Annotated in this window: 11 protein-coding genes and 4 pseudogenes; 6 read left to right on the top strand and 9 right to left on the bottom strand. The window is 56.2% G+C overall.

The features are described from left to right. Positions 1-134, top strand: a pseudogene (locus QOL62_RS18840) (IS5/IS1182 family transposase); the annotation flags it as partial. Between the two features lie 111 nt (positions 135-245). Here the strand turns inward: QOL62_RS18840 and QOL62_RS18845 are convergent. Together QOL62_RS18845 and QOL62_RS18850 are read right to left on the bottom strand one after the other, a co-directional pair. Further along, complete coding sequence (locus tag QOL62_RS18845) at positions 246-1,625, bottom strand: phenylacetate--CoA ligase family protein (RefSeq protein ID WP_283407211.1); 1,380 nt, start codon at positions 1,623-1,625, stop codon at positions 246-248. A gap of 241 nt (positions 1,626-1,866) precedes the next feature. Next, positions 1,867-2,079: pseudogene (locus QOL62_RS18850) on the bottom strand (integrase core domain-containing protein); the annotation flags it as partial. Between the two features lie 91 nt (positions 2,080-2,170). On the opposite strand from QOL62_RS18850, the pseudogene QOL62_RS18855 reads away from it, so the two are divergent. Then, positions 2,171-2,301: pseudogene (locus tag QOL62_RS18855) on the top strand (IS630 family transposase); the annotation flags it as partial. On the opposite strand, the gene QOL62_RS18860 reads toward QOL62_RS18855, so the two are convergent. From QOL62_RS18860 to QOL62_RS19975, 7 genes and pseudogenes are all read right to left on the bottom strand, one after another. Next, positions 2,268-3,221 (bottom strand): glycosyltransferase family 2 protein, encoded by a 954-nt coding sequence (locus QOL62_RS18860; RefSeq protein WP_283407212.1) that lies wholly within the window; start codon positions 3,219-3,221, stop codon positions 2,268-2,270. The pseudogene QOL62_RS18855 and the gene QOL62_RS18860 overlap by 34 nt on opposite strands. 59 nt (positions 3,222-3,280) lie before the next feature. Continuing rightward, entirely contained in the window at positions 3,281-4,339 is a 1,059-nt protein-coding gene (locus QOL62_RS18865) for an EpsG family protein (protein ID WP_283407213.1), read from the bottom strand. Between the two features lie 174 nt (positions 4,340-4,513). After that, entirely contained in the window at positions 4,514-5,848 is a 1,335-nt protein-coding gene (locus tag QOL62_RS18870; protein WP_283407214.1) for a lipopolysaccharide biosynthesis protein, read from the bottom strand. A gap of 98 nt (positions 5,849-5,946) precedes the next feature. Further along, positions 5,947-7,248 carry a Vi polysaccharide biosynthesis UDP-N-acetylglucosamine C-6 dehydrogenase TviB gene (gene tviB / locus QOL62_RS18875; protein ID WP_283407215.1) on the bottom strand — a complete coding sequence of 434 codons (1,302 nt, stop codon included), beginning with the start codon at positions 7,246-7,248 and terminating at the stop codon, positions 5,947-5,949. Between the two features lie 2 nt (positions 7,249-7,250). Beyond that, on the bottom strand, positions 7,251-8,285 hold the full coding sequence (locus tag QOL62_RS18880) for an NAD-dependent epimerase/dehydratase family protein (protein WP_283407216.1): 1,035 nt from the start codon (positions 8,283-8,285) through the stop codon (positions 7,251-7,253). Positions 8,286-8,322: 37 nt separating this feature from the next. After that, on the bottom strand, positions 8,323-10,254 hold the full coding sequence (locus QOL62_RS18885) for a polysaccharide biosynthesis protein (protein ID WP_283407217.1): 1,932 nt from the start codon (positions 10,252-10,254) through the stop codon (positions 8,323-8,325). 71 nt (positions 10,255-10,325) lie between these two features. Then, positions 10,326-10,506, bottom strand: a pseudogene (locus QOL62_RS19975) (hypothetical protein); the annotation flags it as partial. Between the two features lie 956 nt (positions 10,507-11,462). Here QOL62_RS19975 and QOL62_RS18890 point away from each other — a divergent pair. From QOL62_RS18890 to QOL62_RS18905, 4 genes are all read left to right on the top strand, one after another. After that, positions 11,463-12,248, top strand: a complete 786-nt coding sequence (locus QOL62_RS18890) for a ribbon-helix-helix protein, CopG family (RefSeq protein WP_283407218.1) — start codon at positions 11,463-11,465, stop codon at positions 12,246-12,248. Beyond that, positions 12,245-15,100, top strand: a complete 2,856-nt coding sequence (gene mobF / locus QOL62_RS18895) for a MobF family relaxase (protein ID WP_283407219.1) — start codon at positions 12,245-12,247, stop codon at positions 15,098-15,100. Before QOL62_RS18890 ends, mobF begins: the two co-directional genes overlap by 4 nt. Before the next feature lie 144 nt (positions 15,101-15,244). Next, on the top strand, positions 15,245-15,697 hold the full coding sequence (locus QOL62_RS18900; RefSeq protein WP_283407220.1) for a hypothetical protein: 453 nt from the start codon (positions 15,245-15,247) through the stop codon (positions 15,695-15,697). 250 nt (positions 15,698-15,947) lie between these two features. Continuing rightward, positions 15,948-16,582: IS66 family transposase (locus tag QOL62_RS18905; protein WP_283407221.1), on the top strand; the 635-nt coding region annotated here is incomplete at its 3' end.

Consider the following 16,582-nt stretch of genomic DNA (forward strand, 5'->3'; position numbering starts at 1 on the left):
GCCAGAAGCACCGCATGGGCTTGGTGGTACGCACTATCGGCATCGCCCGTGCCCGCATCAAGATCGGGATGGCGAACCTCGCCTATAACTTCCAGCGCCTGGCCTGGCTCGAGGGGCGAATTGCGCCCGCTTGACAGCGAAAACGGCCTGAATAGGCCACTTGGCCACAGAAATTAGCGGATCAACACCCCCGAAATCGGGGGCGACAATCCCCCGTACGCCCCCGCGTCGCCATCATGCCAAAATCACACGGTTCTTCGAGGTGTCCATATCATTTGATCGCTTGTGAGACTATTCTTAACGATCCGAAACTTACCGCTTTTTTCCCGGCCGAGGTCATCACAAACCTCCACGGAGATATTCATGAGAGAGCCTGTCCGGAGACGGAGCGCTTCAACGAAATTCCTGTGGTTGGTCTCATCAAATTCTGAAGTTGCATGAACACGCACATCGATTTTGTCCGGAGCATTCTGTACAATTTGGAAAGATATAATACCTGCGACACCTTTTGTACAATTGCTTATGTTGCCTAAATTGATTCGTCCGAGTTCGGGCGACCAAACGAAATCAGCAGACCGACCTTCTATGCTTTCTACCAAGGGGAACGTCCAACCGCAGCCGCAAGTAACTCCCGCGTCGGCAAATGTAATGGCATCGCCCACTCGGTAGCGGATCAACGGTGTACCGTAAGTAGAAAAAGAAGTAACTACTAACTCACCAGAGCGCGATGGCAGCATATCGTCATCGACCACCTCGAACACCCCACTTAGCGGCATGGCGTGAAGGCTGCCAGAAGGGCATTCCAAAATAAATGGCGCGCCTTCAGATGAGGCATATTGATCATGAGTACTGCAGCCTAGAATCTCTCGCGCTAGATCTCGGTGAAGCGGCAATACAGTCTCAGCAGTGGGGAAAAAAGCCTTCACACGGGAAGGATAGGATAGTCCACGCGTTTTAGCCATTTGTAAAATGTCTATTAGGCTGGAAGGGAACCCAACAATAAACTCTGGGTCAAATTCAATCAAACCTTGCCAATATGCATCAAAATTTGTTTCATTAATGTGGAACGTAGAAAAGAAGCGAGTTTTGGTAATCCAATCATCGCGCCACACTATCCCCTGACGAATATCTCGCTCGCGAACAAGCGATTTTCCGCTGAACCAAGCTGTCCTTTTACCAAGCTCCCAACCATAAAGTGAACGAAACCAATCCAGCATCGCAAAGCGAGTCTGCATGTCTTGAGCTGTAAATAATACTTTCATAGATGCGCCAGTCGTGCCGCCCGTATAACTAGCGATTCCTGATTTATATGGTATAGTCTTTATGGTTTTAAGATTTTTTATAATATCAGATTTTGTGAGGAAAGGAAAATCTTCTAAGAAAGATGAACTGCCATGGGTACTATACCATGGCGATGAATTCTTTGCATGCCGGAGGAACGTGTGCAACATACTTTCTTGTACACTGCCCCAACGTTGACGATCCCAATTTGCGCTTTCAGAAAAGAAACGGACACGTTCTTTGTAGACTCCCGCGCGGCGTAGCCTCCATTGCCTCCAATTATAAAATGATATTGCTGCGTTTTGCATCCAAATTGGAGCGTGGCGCAGCACAAAGTTTTTCACAATATATCTCCCGTAATAATAAATAAGGATTTGATATTAGAATGGTGGAGCGCCGACAGAAATCATCTGGAGGCAACTAAACCAATAAAATATAATTTTATAATGCCTTTCTTGTTTCATCAACAAAAATAGCGCCTTGTGACATGGGTATTGGCCCTATACCAGTTCTGCACCGGCCAGAATGAGAGATCCGGCGCTTCATCTTTGGGGTTAACCCCAAAGATGTGTGAGGTCGGGTCTAGTTAAAATCCTTCCGCCACGCCTCGATCTTGCTCCTGGCGTCGTTCAAAGACAAGAACCAGTGCGTGTTGAGGCATTCATCGCGCAGCCAGCCATTGAAGCTTTTCACCTGCCCCCCCCCGGGGGGACTCCCTCGATCATAACGAGAGTCCTGCTGTTGAGTATTCCAGCACGCTTGCGAGACAGGAACCTGGTGTGTCAGCGTATACTTCATCCGCTAACCTCGGGAATAAGTTTGCCGTTGTCTAGCGTGGGATCAGCGCCTCGCCCTCACCAAACACCCGGTTTTTGCGGGTCTCCAGCCCAAACCCATGCTCAGGAAGATCGGCGAGCGCACGGTGAATGGTCTCTGGGACCTCATCGGCACTCTCATCAATATCTTCAGCCCCGCGAATGCGCCAACTACTTCAGCTCATGCGGATATGATCTAGACTGATCGAAAACCGCTCTAGGACGCCTTCGGAACTTGTCGAAGGATGCTAACATCCAGGACAACGGGGCGACATAAATGCTTGGCCAAGGCTTCGGTATATCCTCGTCTGAAACAACCTTCCCTTTCCACTTAGCGTGAAAGAAGTATCGCCAGAAGCTTAAATTGTTCTTCAGTCTTCTTTTGAATGTCTGCGGGTAAAGGCTCATTATCCTATAAACATGCATGGCTGATACAGGGTTTTTAGATCTGATGGTGACAGGGTTGCTGCTCACACCATCTTTTTGGTACTCAGCGCAAACAACGACATCATCGTAAAAGACGGAGAAGAAACGCTCGCTCATTGCATTAGGTAGCCAGCCATGCGCCATAAACTTTTCGCCAATCACTTCCGGGTAAGGGAAGAGCAAGATAGCCTCCTTACGAAATGAAAACGTGCAGTCGATAACTTCCGTAAGAGCGGCTCTTTTATAGTATCGTATCTTACCAACGTTTCTTGGGAAAACAGTCTGAGCGTGGTTCCCGTTCAAGAACCTCATCTTTGACATAATCATTCCTACGGATTGATCGCTGTCCCAGATCATTAGAAACTCTATGAAATGATCAAGGCTACCTTCCACAAGGTAATCATCACTATCTACTATCATGGCCCATCTGCCCTGTATGTGCTGAGCTCCCGCATTTATCGCTCTATGCTTTCCTCCGTTCTCGAGCCGAATGACTCGGAGCGGAAATGGCGCATCGGGTGCCAATGATGCTAGATACTCTGCAGTGCGATCAGTTGAGCCATCGTCAATGATTAGCCACTCAAAACAACTGCTTGTCACGCCCTGTCTCACCAGAGACGCATAGAGGCGAGGGAGAAGATGGGCGCGGTTCCAAGTCGGAGTCATGATGGTGAGGAATGGCTGATTAGAACCGTGCATGATGGGATCTCCGCGCTGATGGATCGATATTTATTTTGGCTATAAGGTAATACAGTAGTTTATAGGCCTGCATCAGAGTTAAATGCGTAAGGAACCAGATTGCTAAAAGAACTTAATGAAAGAATAAATGCGAAGATAGATATGGTATATAGTCCCGCAGAAGCTATAAAATGTAGCCTACTACTTTTGATACCTAGCAGAAGAATAGGCCAAAAGATTATTCCAGCGTGAGTAAAATAGTAGCTTAGCCTCATCAATCCGGAAGGATTGATGTTTGATAACCCTGCGGCAATGACGGGAATAAGTCCAATGAAGTAAATATTTAGCATCCGGTCTAAGCGCTCGTCCGAAACTGGAGATAGTTTGTAGAGAGCTGCCATAAGTAATCCTTGGATACCCAGGAAGACCATAGTGACTATGCCACCGCCGTCGGTTTCATATGCATAGGCTGCATACTTGTCGGAGAACAGGTCAGCGGCGAGGCTCACAAACGAAGTAAGAAAAGTTACCATCATCAGCGCGCCGATGGCCGTAAAAGTAAGTTGTTTCCAACCGAATCGCGAATGCCCCAAAAAATATAAGGGGGCGGCTACGAGGGCAGTATGGTGGAATGTTGCTGCAAGGCCCACGAGCGCGAAATAGGGGATTGGCTGCCGAGATAGCAACCATCTGAGCGAAAAAAAGCAAATAGAAGCGGCTAGGCCCTGCCGCGCCCCATTAAAGAAAAACGTATATGATCCCAGTGTTATGAATATGAATATAGAAGTTACATTTACCCCTAGCGTCGTGTATATGCCAGTAATGTAAAATGACACGGCCACTATGGCAATTGCTGTTAGAAGAACGGCGTAGTTTTGAGAAATGTTAGCGCAAATTATAGATAGGGCGTTGTACCCTACTTCGGTCGTTCTCCACACATCTTCTACACGGTCATATTGCAGAAATCTTCTTATATATGTTTCGGTGTCGGTTCCGACGCTGGCATCACGTAGGCCTGCGAACAGCGCCAAAGTGGCGATGATGGGGATGACGGAGATGGAGTCCTTATCTTTACCGAAGATCTTCCCCAACATAGAGAGGAAGGTCACAAAGATAAGTATTATTATGTAAGGGGCCATTTTTCATCATTCGCACTATGGATAATTCCATATTCTATCTTGGAATTACCTCTCAGGGGAACTTAAAGGTGCTCGATGCGCGAATATATTATAATATTTCACGGGAATATAGCCTGATAACTATAGAGATTCTGACGCTGCAGGGTGTGAGTATTCATAACTAATTTGCATCTATTAAGCATGGTTGTTGCTTGAACTGGAAAGCTTCCGCACATTGGCATAAACTGCTTTATGAGCCATGCAGATCAACGCCATGTTCGTCAGAGAGCCAACAAGAGAGAATAGGGCTATCGCTGCTATATCAGAGCCGTACCAAGAGAAACCAATGTACATAGCTGCGAAGCTCAACCCGATATACAGAACTTCGATTTTGAGTTGGAAGCTTTGTAATCGAAGAGCCGGGAATGCTGATATTGCCGGATAGCTAATCAAAGTGCATGACAGCCAAACTGTTAGCCACTGGATGTAATCGCCGGCAAGTGCCCACTCGGTTCCAAACACTAGTGGCAATATCAAGTCCCCCCAGAAGATAAGCACGCAGAACGGTAGCGACGCGATAGCCATTCCCAACGTCGCTCTCATCAATAGAATATGCGCGTCCCGAGAGCCACGGTTGATTGCCCGGGTTATCGTCGGAAGGAACACGTCTCCTACCGCTTGGCCGATCAATCCCACCGGCGCTCCTAGAATTGTAATGGCTAGTGAGTATTGCCCGGCCGCTGCGGATCCGAACAACACGGATAGGAGGATTGTCGGAAGGCCAAGGATTGATGCTCGAAGCACGCCTTGCGGCATCTTATAGATGCAGAAGTCCTTGTACGATCGGGCGGCCATTGTGATACCGCGCAATCCGAACCAATTCTGGACCATTAATGCGCCTCGCCTGCGAACCCGAAAAAGCTGGATGATGACATTCGCAACAGCGCCAGCTAGCGTAATAATGATAAGTAATAAGCTTGAGGGGGCAAGCAGCCCGCCCGTCAACTTACCCAAGTTTGTTAACAGCGTACTGCCGACGTACGCTTCGGCCTTTGCAACGTACAACTCTTGACGTATTGCTGCTATGTTTGCCACCGATAGGAAGGCCTGGACCAGAATGGCCACCGGGACGAAGTAGAGAACCCAAGAGGCATGTGAAAGGCCTACCCAATCTGCAAGCCAAGGCTTTCCTAAATGAACCATGACGAGCGCGAGTGGAGCCACAATGATTCCTGAGAAGATAGATAGCCGCGCTACAGCCGCAGCCCCCTCTTCCTCATCCGGCAAAACAATGGCGTTTGCATAACCCAACGTAGCGATCGGAATAATGATATTCACCACAGCCGCGAACGCCGCTGCTACACCAAACGATTGAGGGCCGTAGAGCCTGGTTAAGAAGGGGGTGAATGCCAGTGAGATCGATTGACCTACAGCTATTCCGCCCCCTACTATAGCCACATTTTTGAAGAACTTATTCCTGGCGAAATGAAATAACATGCCACGTAATCGGGTGAAGAGGTTGTAGGACATGGTAAGAGTGATCCAACTTAGAACGACATTCCCACAACCCCCGAAATATTACTGCCAACTATTTGGCTTTTCAGGCAGGTATCTGAGCATGTAAAGCCTTATAGGCGCCAGTCGCTCTGATCTTTGGGAAGAATACTTTTTATATCGAAAAGCATAGCAGATGGAGTGCCCCACGACCGTATACCTTCTCCACCCATTTCCATGAATTGATGATGAGCCACCGCAAGTATTATACAATCATACGCAGATTGAGTTGGAGAAGGGATGAGGTCTACTCCGTACTCTCGTTGTGCCTCTTGGCTGTTTGCCCATGGATCATGAATGTCAACGACTATCCCGTAATCCTGTAGCTCAGATACTATGTCGATTACTTTCGTGTTGCGAATGTCAGGACAGTCCTCTTTGAAGGTAAATCCTAATACCAGCGCCCGAGCTCCGTCCACTTGTATGCGGCCCTTCAACATTCCCTTTACGACCTGCCCAACCACATAGGCACCCATACCATCATTGATCCGCCGACCGGCGAGGATTACCTGAGGATGATAGCCGAGTGTTTCGGCCTTGTGGGTTAAATAGTAAGGGTCGACGCCGATACAGTGGCCGCCAACCAAGCCAGGCCGGAAGGGCAGGAAATTCCATTTTGTTCCAGCAGCTTTCAGGACAGCCTCGGTATCGATATCCATGCGGTTGAAGATGATCGCGAGTTCGTTGATCAGCGCGATGTTGAGGTCGCGCTGGGTGTTTTCGATGACCTTGGCCGCTTCGGCGACACGGATCGTCTCCGCCTTGTATGTGCCCGCGGTGATGATTGAGGCATAAAGCTTATCGACCAGCGTTGCGATTTCGGGGGTCGATCCCGATGTGACCTTGCGGATCGTCGGCAAACGATGTGCCTTGTCACCCGGGTTGATGCGCTCGGGGCTATAGCCACAGAAGAAGTCGTGATTATAGGTCAGGCCCGACAGGCGTTCGAGCACTGGAACGCAGTCTTCCTCGGTTGCGCCGGGATAGACAGTCGATTCATAGACGACGATATCGCCACGCTTGAGAACCTTGCCAACCGTTTCCGAGGCCTTAATCAGCGGGGTAAGGTCAGGCCGTCGATGCGCGTCGATCGGTGTCGGTACCGTAACGATATAGAGGTTGCATTGGGCGAGATCAGTAGGATCGGTCGTAAAGCGGAGCTGCTTCGCAGCGGCCAGTTCGTCTGCATCGGTCTCGAGCGTCGTATCCTCGCCGCGGCGCAGTGCGTCGATCCGCGACTGGTTGATATCGAACCCTGTCACATCGCGAATGCGGCCGAATTCGACGGCGAGCGGCAGCCCAACATAGCCGAGGCCAACGACGGCGATCTTGAGGTCCTCAAGCGACGGCGCCGTCGCAATATCTGTGCTGTTCATGTTCACTTCCTCGAATATTCGCGAAACCAGGCGACGAAGTTGGCGATTCCGTCTCGGAAATCGGTCGCCGGACGGTAGCCAGTCAATCGTTCGAGCAGCGAGGCGTCGGCCCAGGTGGCGGGAACGTCGCCCGTTTGCATCGGCATATAATTGCGGATCGCCTTGGTCCCCAGGCTCGCCTCAATCGCGTCGATGAAGTCGAGCAGGCGCACCTTGTCGTTATTGCCGATATTGACGATCCGGAACGGCGCGACAGGGCTGAGAGAGTCCCCGGCAACTATATCGGCACGCGACGCCGGACGCTCGGGCGCCGCATCGATCAGCAGGCGGATCGCACGGACAAGATCATCGACATAGGTAAAATCGCGGTACATGTCGCCGTTATTGTAGATGTCGATCGGGCGTCCATCGAGCATCGCATCGACGAACTTGTACAGCGCAAGATCAGGCCGACCCCAGGGGCCATAGACCGTGAAGAAACGGAACATGGTCGTAGGAAGATCGTAAAGATGCGCATAGGAATGCGCCATCGATTCATTGGCCTTCTTCGTCGCCGCATAGATTGTCAGCTGAGTATCGGCCTTTTCGGTCTCGATGAAGGGCATGTCCTCATTTGCACCATAGACCGAGGAGGTCGAGGCCATCAGAAGATGCTGCACCGCATTGCGTCGTGCCGCCTCCATGACATTGAATGTACCGATGACATTGCTGTCGAGGTAGGCGCGCGGATTTTCCAGACTGTAACGTACGCCGGCCTGCGCGGCGAGATGAACGATGACGTCGGGCTTGAAGGCGTCGATGGTTGCATCGAGCAGCTTCTGGTCTTCGAGCATCCCTTCGGTCGCGGTGAAATTGGGATTTTCGCTGAGATGCGCATGCCGGGAGCGCTTGAGGCTGACGTCATAATAGTCGGTCATCCCGTCATAGCCAGCAATGATGAACCCTTCCGCAAGCAGAAGCTTGGAAAGATGAAAGCCGATAAACCCGGCTGTACCGGTGACGAAAATGCGCTTTAGGTTAGCCGTGCTATCTGGCATTGAGAATAAATCCGTTCTCTACGTTTAGATAGATAGGTTATTGAGCAGTCGAAGAAATATCTTGATAAGTCGGCCGGCAATATTCAGGAACCAGCTTGTAAAGGGTGGACAACGCCTCTGCTACATCACCCTGTCTTAGATAATCTTTGAGGTCATCCAGGATATCCGACAACGAATTCCAGGGATGCACTGCTTCCCGCGCCTGCATGATCCGAGAATGCATGGTGGGTGCCGGATTGTCGCCGATCAGAAGCTCCTCATACAGCTTTTCGCCAGGGCGCAATCCTACCTCGACGATCTCGATGTCGCCCTCCGGTGTCGCCGCATCGCGTACCGAGAGGCCCGACAATCGGACCATCGTCTCCGCCAGATCGCGGATCAGCACCGGCTGGCCCATGTCGAGGACGAAGACTTCGCCGCCCTCGGCCATGCCGCCGGCTTGGATCACGAGCTGTGAGGCTTCCGGAATGGTCATGAAATAGCGGGTGACGTCCCTGTGCGTGATCGTCACTGGGCCCCCCGCGGCGATCTGCTGCTTGAACAGGGGCACTACCGAGCCGCTCGATCCCAGCACATTGCCGAAACGAACCATGGTAAAGAGCGTCTTGTCCTGCTCTTGCGCGCGCGCCTGCAGGATGAGTTCGCACACTCGCTTGGACGCGCCCATGACGTTGGTCGGGCGCACCGCCTTGTCAGTGCTCACCAGAATGAAGCGCCTGACACCCACCGCCTCGGCGGCGAGCGCGCAATGGAGCGTGCTGAAGATATTGTTGCGCATACCCGCGATCGGATTGCTCTCGACTAGCGGCACATGCTTGTAGGCAGCGGCGTGGTAGACAGTTTCCGGCTGCCAGCGGCGGAAAATGCGGGATACGGAATCGCGGTCGGCGACATCCGCCAGTTCGGGGATGAGATCAACCTCGCAGCCTTCAGCCAGCGCCATCCGGCGCAACTCGTTTTCGATTGCATAGAGGGAATATTCCGACTGCTCGACGAGGATCAGCCGCTTGGGGCGGGAGCGGATGATCTGGCGGCAAAGCTCGCTGCCGATAGAGCCGCCTGCCCCTGTTACAAGCACATTCTTGCTCAGGAGCGAACGGCCCATCAGCAGTTCGTTGGGAGCGACCGCATCGCGACCGAGCAGATCCTCGACCTGCACATCGCGAATGTCGCTGACCGCAAAATGCCCATCAATCAGCTGGCCGATGCCCGGCAGCATGCGCACATGGATCTTGCGGGCCTGTAGCGCCGTCACGATCTCGCGCCGGCGCACGCGCAGCGCGCTTGGGATCGCCAGGATGACTTCGTCCACCCGCCGTTCTTCCAGGACGCGATCGAGAATGGAGGAATGCCAGACGGTCACGCCATCGAGCTGTTGGTTGCTGAGGCGTTCGTCATCGTCAATATAGCCGACGAGCACCAGATGCGGCTCCTGCCGCAGCGAGTTCGCCAGTTGCTGGCCGCCGCGTCCCGCGCCATAGATGAGCAGTCGCCGCCGTTCTTCGGCCTTGCCGCGCGCCAGATGCATAAAATCGCTGACGACGAAGCGCATCGCAAGGCGCAGGAACAGCATCGTCAGAAAGAAGATGATCGGATGCAGGATGGCGATCGTGCGAGGTACGCCATCTATCTGGATGAAGCCGAAGATGATCGTCAGCGGAACTATCAGCAGTGCGCAGGCATAAAATAGCCGTCCCGATGCGCGGGCACCGGAAAAACGAATGAGGTTGCGATAGACGCCGGCCGGCCAGGCGATCACCGTCCAGGAAAGGAGCGTAACGGTCGTCAGAATCAATACTGTGCGCGGATTGTCCGGCCATTCGCCCAGGCGCAGAGCTAGAGCGATCCAGGCAGAAATAAGGCAGAGCAGCCCGTCGAAACCAAACGCGAGCCATCTACGTAATGAGCGTGGGAGGCTGGTCAGTGACTCCAGCGCGTTAAGAAGGGCGCTTCGGGTTTCCCTCATCATTTGCCTTGGCGTCCTTGATAAGCCGATGAGCCTAGGATTTGCTAGAAATTAGCGCGAGAATTTCGGAAGGCCTTTGGCATGGTGATGGTCGCGAGACAACTGACGCCCGCTGCCTGGATGCCGCCATAGTCGCTAGCCAACACCACCTTACCGCGCGCCTGCACTTTCCGCATGTGCCGGTTGAGTTTTTCAGAGAGTAGACCGAAAGGCGGGGATGCCGATGACGGACACATCCTCATCGATGAACGCGATGGATCATCCATATTTGAGGCTCCTGAACCATCCAGAAGTCGCGCAGCAACATTTTCATGGCCGATAATGCTCACTATCCCGCGCATGGAAATTCAGCCCCCAGAGATTTCGGGCGGGTCTTACGCATACCAGGCAAATTAAAGCAAGTTATGCGTTTCACCGCCTATTCCGCTTTTACGCCAGTCGCAGCTCGTCCAACGGGTTCAGCAACAGCCAGAAGAGGGTATTAGCGATATCGAGGATCGTCACGGCGTCCTCGCTCGCCCACAATGCGGGGCAGTGGGGCTGGGGCCTCGTCAGCTTCTGTCTATCGTTCCATCTGCCCTTACGCGCTGTGTCGGCATTCCTGCATTGCAGGAGGTCCTGCAGACGTTGCATGTCGCGGATCTGCGCTGGCACAAAGACTATGTGTGGCATTAAGGCATGGGCGTGCTCCATGCTCGCCAGCCTTCTTTGAGAACAAGGGCGTTCATCGGCAACAACAGGAGAGTGGACACTTCCCACGCTGTCGGATAGCTTGCTTCCTGCGATAGCCGAACCATGCCCTCACCGTTTCCTTTCGGGGTATGGAATATGAGAAGAATTACCCTCCGCGGATGCATCTGCCGCGTCCGTTTCCGGCCTGCCTATGTGGGCTGTATTGCACTTCTGCGGCCTGTCGGCCGTGGTCAGCCCACTGGCATCCCGCGCCGTTTCCCCTGGTATCGAGGCTTTCTCGCCCAGCATCGGCTGTGGTCAGGGGAAGTTGATGATCACACTCCACGCTACGACGTAGCGGAGTGGCAGGGCGCGAAAACCCGCAGAAGACTGCGTTTCTACGTCGTAGATAGAGGTCTACGATTGGCGCCAGAGCTGGGTCTGTGGCGTCTGGATCGTAGGGCCCTGCTCTACGGGGCACGTAGAAGCGCCGAAATCCGCCATTATCCCAGCTTCCTCGCGACCGCGGAGGCGCGGTGATGGCACAGGTGAATGTCGCCTACGACGATGGCCTGCTACGCCACCTCGATGCCATGGCGGCGAAGCGAGGGCTGTCCCGGCCTGACCTGTTCCGCGCAGTGGCGGAAGAGGCGGTCAGGGCCGACGAGCAGGGTCGGGCCATGTTTGATCCGCCCCCTCCCCCACAGCATCCCGCCAGCCCCGATCAGACGGCGCACCTTGTTCATGAACTCAGGGAACTGAGCATGAGCCTTGATCGCCTGCTGCGCTCTGCCGAAAAGCGCGAGAAGCAGCTCATGGCCGCCTGCAATGCCACCGAGGAGGCGAACCGCACGGCGCGGGAGCGCCACGGAGAGGAACTGGCCGAACGCTTCCGCGATGGCGCCACGCCTTATCTCGCCATGCTGGAAGAGTTGCGGGACCATGTCGCCGGCAAGCTCGACGAGACAGTGGTGGCCCTCCAGCAGCGCGAGGACCAGGCCCTTATCCGAGCGGATCTGGAGAAGCTGCGGAAGGAGCTCCGAGCCGCCAAGAGCGAGACCCGGCCTTCCCTGCATTACCACCTTGGTAAGGATGTGCAGTTGAACGGTTGGGGCCTGCTCCTGGCAGGACTTGTTGGGCTAGCCTTGTTGTCTGCCCTGCAAGTGAGTCTCGCCAAGGTGCTTCCCTATGGCTGGGTGGCGACACCTGTATCGACGGCGCTCTACGGCTCCAGCGATGTCGGCATCTGCGAACTCTACAAGACGTCGCGCAGGCTGGGAGATTGTCCCTCGCTTGCCCCCCCAAGGACGGGAGGAAGGCGATGATTTCGCTTGGCGCCGTAAGCGGCGATGGCGCAAGCTACTATGCCGCCGATAACTACTATACCGCCAACGAGGGCACCGAGCAGAGCGCCTGGGCGGGCAAGGCGGCCGAGGCTCTGCAGCTTTCAGGTAAGGTCGATCCGACCACATTCGAGCAGGTGCTCGCAGGCACGCTGCCCGACGGAACCCAGTTGGATGCCCGGCGCGGTGAACACCGGCCCGGCCTTGACCTCACCTTCTCCGCCTCGAAGTCGGTGTCGCTGCTGGCGCTCGTAGGCGGAGACAAGCGCATCGTCACCGAGTTGAGGGAGGCTGTCGGGGCGACGCTGGAGTGGATCGAGAAAACCCTGATCGAAGCGCGGGTATCGTCCGGATCGCAGCAGATGGCGGAACGGACCGGAAACATGCTGGCCGCCACGTTCCTTCATGACGTCAACCGTAACCAGGAACCACAGCTTCACATCCATGCTGTGATTGCCAACGCCACGCATGCTTCGGACGGCAAGTGGCACGCGCTCAGGAACGATGCGCTCTACACGCGGCAGCATGCCATCAGCGCGGTCTTCAATGCCGAACTGCGGCACCGCTTGGAAGCGCTCGGTTATCAGACTGAACCTGCCAGGAACCCGATCGACGGGGCCTTCGAGATCGCTGGCGTCAGTCGTCAGGTCGTGGAGGCCTTCTCCACCCGTTCCACCGAGATCCGTGAGGCGCTCGCGGCGCAAGGACGGTCCTCGCCACGCGAGCGAGAGATTGCAGCATTGACCACGCGCCAGCAAAAGGAGGTCGTGCCCGATCCGGAAGCGCGTGCCCAGGGATGGGCCGAGCTTGCGGGCAAGCTCGGGTTCAACGCGGAAAGGCTGGTCGATGCAGCCAGGGAGCGCCTTGAACGCGGGCAGTCGATGTGGGGACAAGTGGTCGCCGGGATCAAAGGCGTCGGAGCCAGAGGGGCTGCGCTCGTTGCCACCATGGGGCTGACGCCTCGGGATGACGATGCGCTGGTGCCCGAGCGCAAAGGGCGACTGGAGCCGAGGGCCTATGCCACGGCACAGGCTGTGGCTTCCGCGTCTCGAGATCTTTCCGAACGGGAGGCAGGTTTCGACCGGCTCGATCTGATCGAAGGAGCGCTGGGCGGCATCGGGCCGATGACCGTGGCAGATGTCGAGAAGAGGATCGACCTGTTGATCAGCAAGGGGCTGCTGGTCGGCGGGGAACGGATGTTGACGCCTACGGCAACGCTGCGCCTTGAGGAGCGGATCCTCGATCACCTGAACAGCGCGCGCGGTGTGGTCACGCCAATGATGGACCGGCCAGAGGCGGCTGTGCGCGTGCAGGAGGCTGCGCGTGACCTAGGCCTGCGCCGCCTCAACCCCGGACAGCAGGCGGCCGCCGTGGCCATCCTCTCCACCGCCGATCGGGTCCATTACGTCCAAGGTGGAGCCGGCGTCGGGAAGTCGGCGGCGCTGGGGCCGGTCGCGGCGATCGCGCAGGCGGAAGGACGCACGGTTCATGCCCTGGCGGTGGCGACACGCACTGCGCGCGAGTTCGGCGAAAAGGTCGGGGCGCCCGGTAAGTCTGTTTCGTCCTTCATTGCGCGGCATCGTGGCGTGCTCGATGGCAGCGCCGGTACTGAGAAACTGGCTGCGGCAAAGGCCGAGATTGCAGGCTCCTTCATCATGGTCGACGAAGCCTCCATGGTGCCCAACCACCAGTTTGAGCAGATCCTTCGCATCGCCGCAATTCTGGGCGCGGAGCGCGTGGTGATGGCTGGCGATACCCGCCAGCTGCTGGCCGTCGAGGCGGGCAAGCCCTTCGAGCTGACGCAGGCCCATGGCGCACCGACCTCGCACATCGCTGAGAACCTCAGGGCCGCCTCGCCGCAGATGAAGGCGGTGAATGCGGCGTTGGCGGCGGATGACGTGGCTGGAGCCTTAAAGGCTCTGGAGGGACATACGCTGGAAGTCGGCCGGCAGGAGGCGGCAGGGATCGCAGCAAACCGATGGACTGCGCTGCCGATCGATCGGCGTGATGCTACGGTCCTGCTGTCGCCAAGCCGGGCCATGCGCTCCGCCATCAATGCCGCGGTACAAGACGAACTGAGGGCTAAGGACGAGATCGGCGAGCGGGCCTTGGAGCTCACCGTGCTCGAGCGGGTCTCCGTCACCCGCGAAGGCACGCGCCAGATGCGCGCCTGGCAGGAGGGCAACGTCGTTGCATTCGAGACCGCCCTGCCCTCTCAGGGTTTTGCGCGGGGCGAGCGCGGCGTGGTGGTGGAAAGCGCGGGTGACAGGGCCACGCTCCATATGGGCGACGGCGTCCTGAAGGACATCGTGCCCGGCAGGATCCCGAAGAACCTCTGCCACGATGCCGTCTCGGTCTTCCGGGAAAAGACGATAGCTCTACACGAGGGCGATCGCATCCGCTGGACAACCAACGATAGGGCCCGCGGCCTCCTCAACAACCAGCAGGCTGAAGTGGCGGCCATCAAGGATGATGCCGTCACCTTCCGGGCGATGGACGGAACACTTCACGATCTGAAAACCGATGACCGGATGCTGGAGCGGCTCGACCTTGCCTATGCCCTCACCGTCCATGCCGCGCAGGGCATGACAGCGACGAGCGGGATTCTCGTGATGCGCGAGGAAGACCGACGGCTGAATTCCACCCGCTCTTTCCTTGTGGCGACCACGCGCGTGACGGACAACCTCACGCTGATCGTCGACAACGCGCAGGCGGTCGAACGCGCCGTGTCCCGCAACGCCGGAGACAAGACCAGCGCAATCGCCATTGCCCGCGATGCAGCGCCCTCCCCTGCCCTCGATCTACCGGAGCTTTCGTTGGAGCGGAGCCGGTGAATGGTGCGCTTTTGGCGGATGGGGGCAGAGACATGTCGGAATGTGTGCGTTAAGACATGTCGTTGTGTCTACATGTATATGTAAAGGCATCTGGAACCCGGGATCCGCCTTCCATCCGGCAGCCCGCTGTCATACCGTGGCCTGATGCGTATTCGGCCTCTCCTTTTGACAGCTCTGCTCGCCTCTCTCACGGTTCCCGGTTCAGCCCAGGACGCGGCCGAACCCACCCGCGTCCTGAGCCCAAAGGCGGCGCAGCGGCTGATGACCAACAAGGGCCTGACGCTTCAGTGGATCGACTGGAACACACGCGGTACCGCCGTCGTACAGCACGAGGGAGATGTATGGACACTGCGGGGCGCACAGGCAGAGGCTGGCGGACCGGGTCGGCTGTTCCTCGATGGCACGATCACCGAGATCGGCGCGGACTACTTCACGTTTAAAGGCCGTATCGCGATCACCGATACACCCGACCGGGGCCGAACGTGTGACAGGACCAAGACCTGGCACTTCGCGATCACGCAGAAGCGCCGCTACTACCGCCTGCGCGAGTTTGAATGGTGCGATGACCTGACGGACTACATCGACATCCACTTCTGAGCACTGCAGGGGTTGGTGAGGCAGAAGCGCTATCCGCCAGGGAGTGACACGAGACCGGCTTCACGCGTGAGTTGAAGGCCAGACAGTCGGTGTTGTCCTGCAAGCGCGAACACCAGGTATGCTATCAGCGACGTTGCGGTGTCGATAGCACGACATGTCTACACCCAGACAAGAGCCGCCAATGCGTAATTGCTCACGGGGTTGGCAGAAAGAGGTTGCGCGGCATGTGAATGCCTGATTCACCCTGTGCATGCCGCCGCCCCCGCTTCATGTCCTGAGCGAAGCCGAGAAGAACGACCTTCTGCTCGCGCAGCACGATATGATCGAGCGTATGGCAGCGCGGATTTCCGAACTGGAGGCGCTGGTCGGCAAGCCGCGTAAGACGTCGAAGAACTCGCATGTGCCGCCTTCGAAGGATGATTTCGGCAAAGGTGGAGGCAAGGGCCGCAAGGCGAAGCCGGGCAAGCGTCCCTCGCGTGAAGGCAAGCATCGCCCACTTGCGGAAACGCCGGACAAGATCGAGCGGGTCATCGCTGCTGCCTGCGGCCATTGCGGAAGCGACGTTTCCGGCCAGACCCAGCGGTGCCGGCATCGTTACGATCATATCGACCTGCCACCGATCCGTCCGGTCGTGACCCGGGTGGAACTGCTGGGTAGGCGCTGCCGGGGATGTGGACACCGTTATCGCGCGCCAGCCCCGGCCGGAATGGAGCCGGGAACTCCGTTTGGACCGGGCATCCGCGCTTTGCTCGCCTATCTGCACCACAGCCATCATGTCAGTTTCGAGCGCCTGTCGCGCATTGCATCGGAACTGTTCGGCCTGAGCATCTCCCAGGGCGCCATCGCCAATGCCTTCCGGCGCATGGAAGCCGGCATGGCGACGGC

The sequence above is a fragment of the Novosphingobium panipatense genome, from assembly GCF_900182875.1.
Classification (GTDB): Bacteria; Pseudomonadota; Alphaproteobacteria; order Sphingomonadales; family Sphingomonadaceae; genus Novosphingobium; species Novosphingobium panipatense.

Coding starts and splice junctions, on each gene's coding strand:
- QOL62_RS18860 (WP_283407212.1), bottom strand. CDS start 3,221: ATGCACGGTTCTAATCAGCCATTCCTCACCATCATGACTCCGACTTGG.
- QOL62_RS18865 (WP_283407213.1), bottom strand. CDS start 4,339: ATGGCCCCTTACATAATAATACTTATCTTTGTGACCTTCCTCTCTATG.
- QOL62_RS18870 (WP_283407214.1), bottom strand. CDS start 5,848: ATGTCCTACAACCTCTTCACCCGATTACGTGGCATGTTATTTCATTTC.
- tviB (WP_283407215.1), bottom strand. CDS start 7,248: ATGAACAGCACAGATATTGCGACGGCGCCGTCGCTTGAGGACCTCAAG.
- QOL62_RS18880 (WP_283407216.1), bottom strand. CDS start 8,285: ATGCCAGATAGCACGGCTAACCTAAAGCGCATTTTCGTCACCGGTACA.
- QOL62_RS18885 (WP_283407217.1), bottom strand. CDS start 10,254: ATGATGAGGGAAACCCGAAGCGCCCTTCTTAACGCGCTGGAGTCACTG.
- QOL62_RS18890 (WP_283407218.1), top strand. CDS start 11,463: ATGGCACAGGTGAATGTCGCCTACGACGATGGCCTGCTACGCCACCTC.
- mobF (WP_283407219.1), top strand. CDS start 12,245: ATGATTTCGCTTGGCGCCGTAAGCGGCGATGGCGCAAGCTACTATGCC.
- QOL62_RS18900 (WP_283407220.1), top strand. CDS start 15,245: ATGCGTATTCGGCCTCTCCTTTTGACAGCTCTGCTCGCCTCTCTCACG.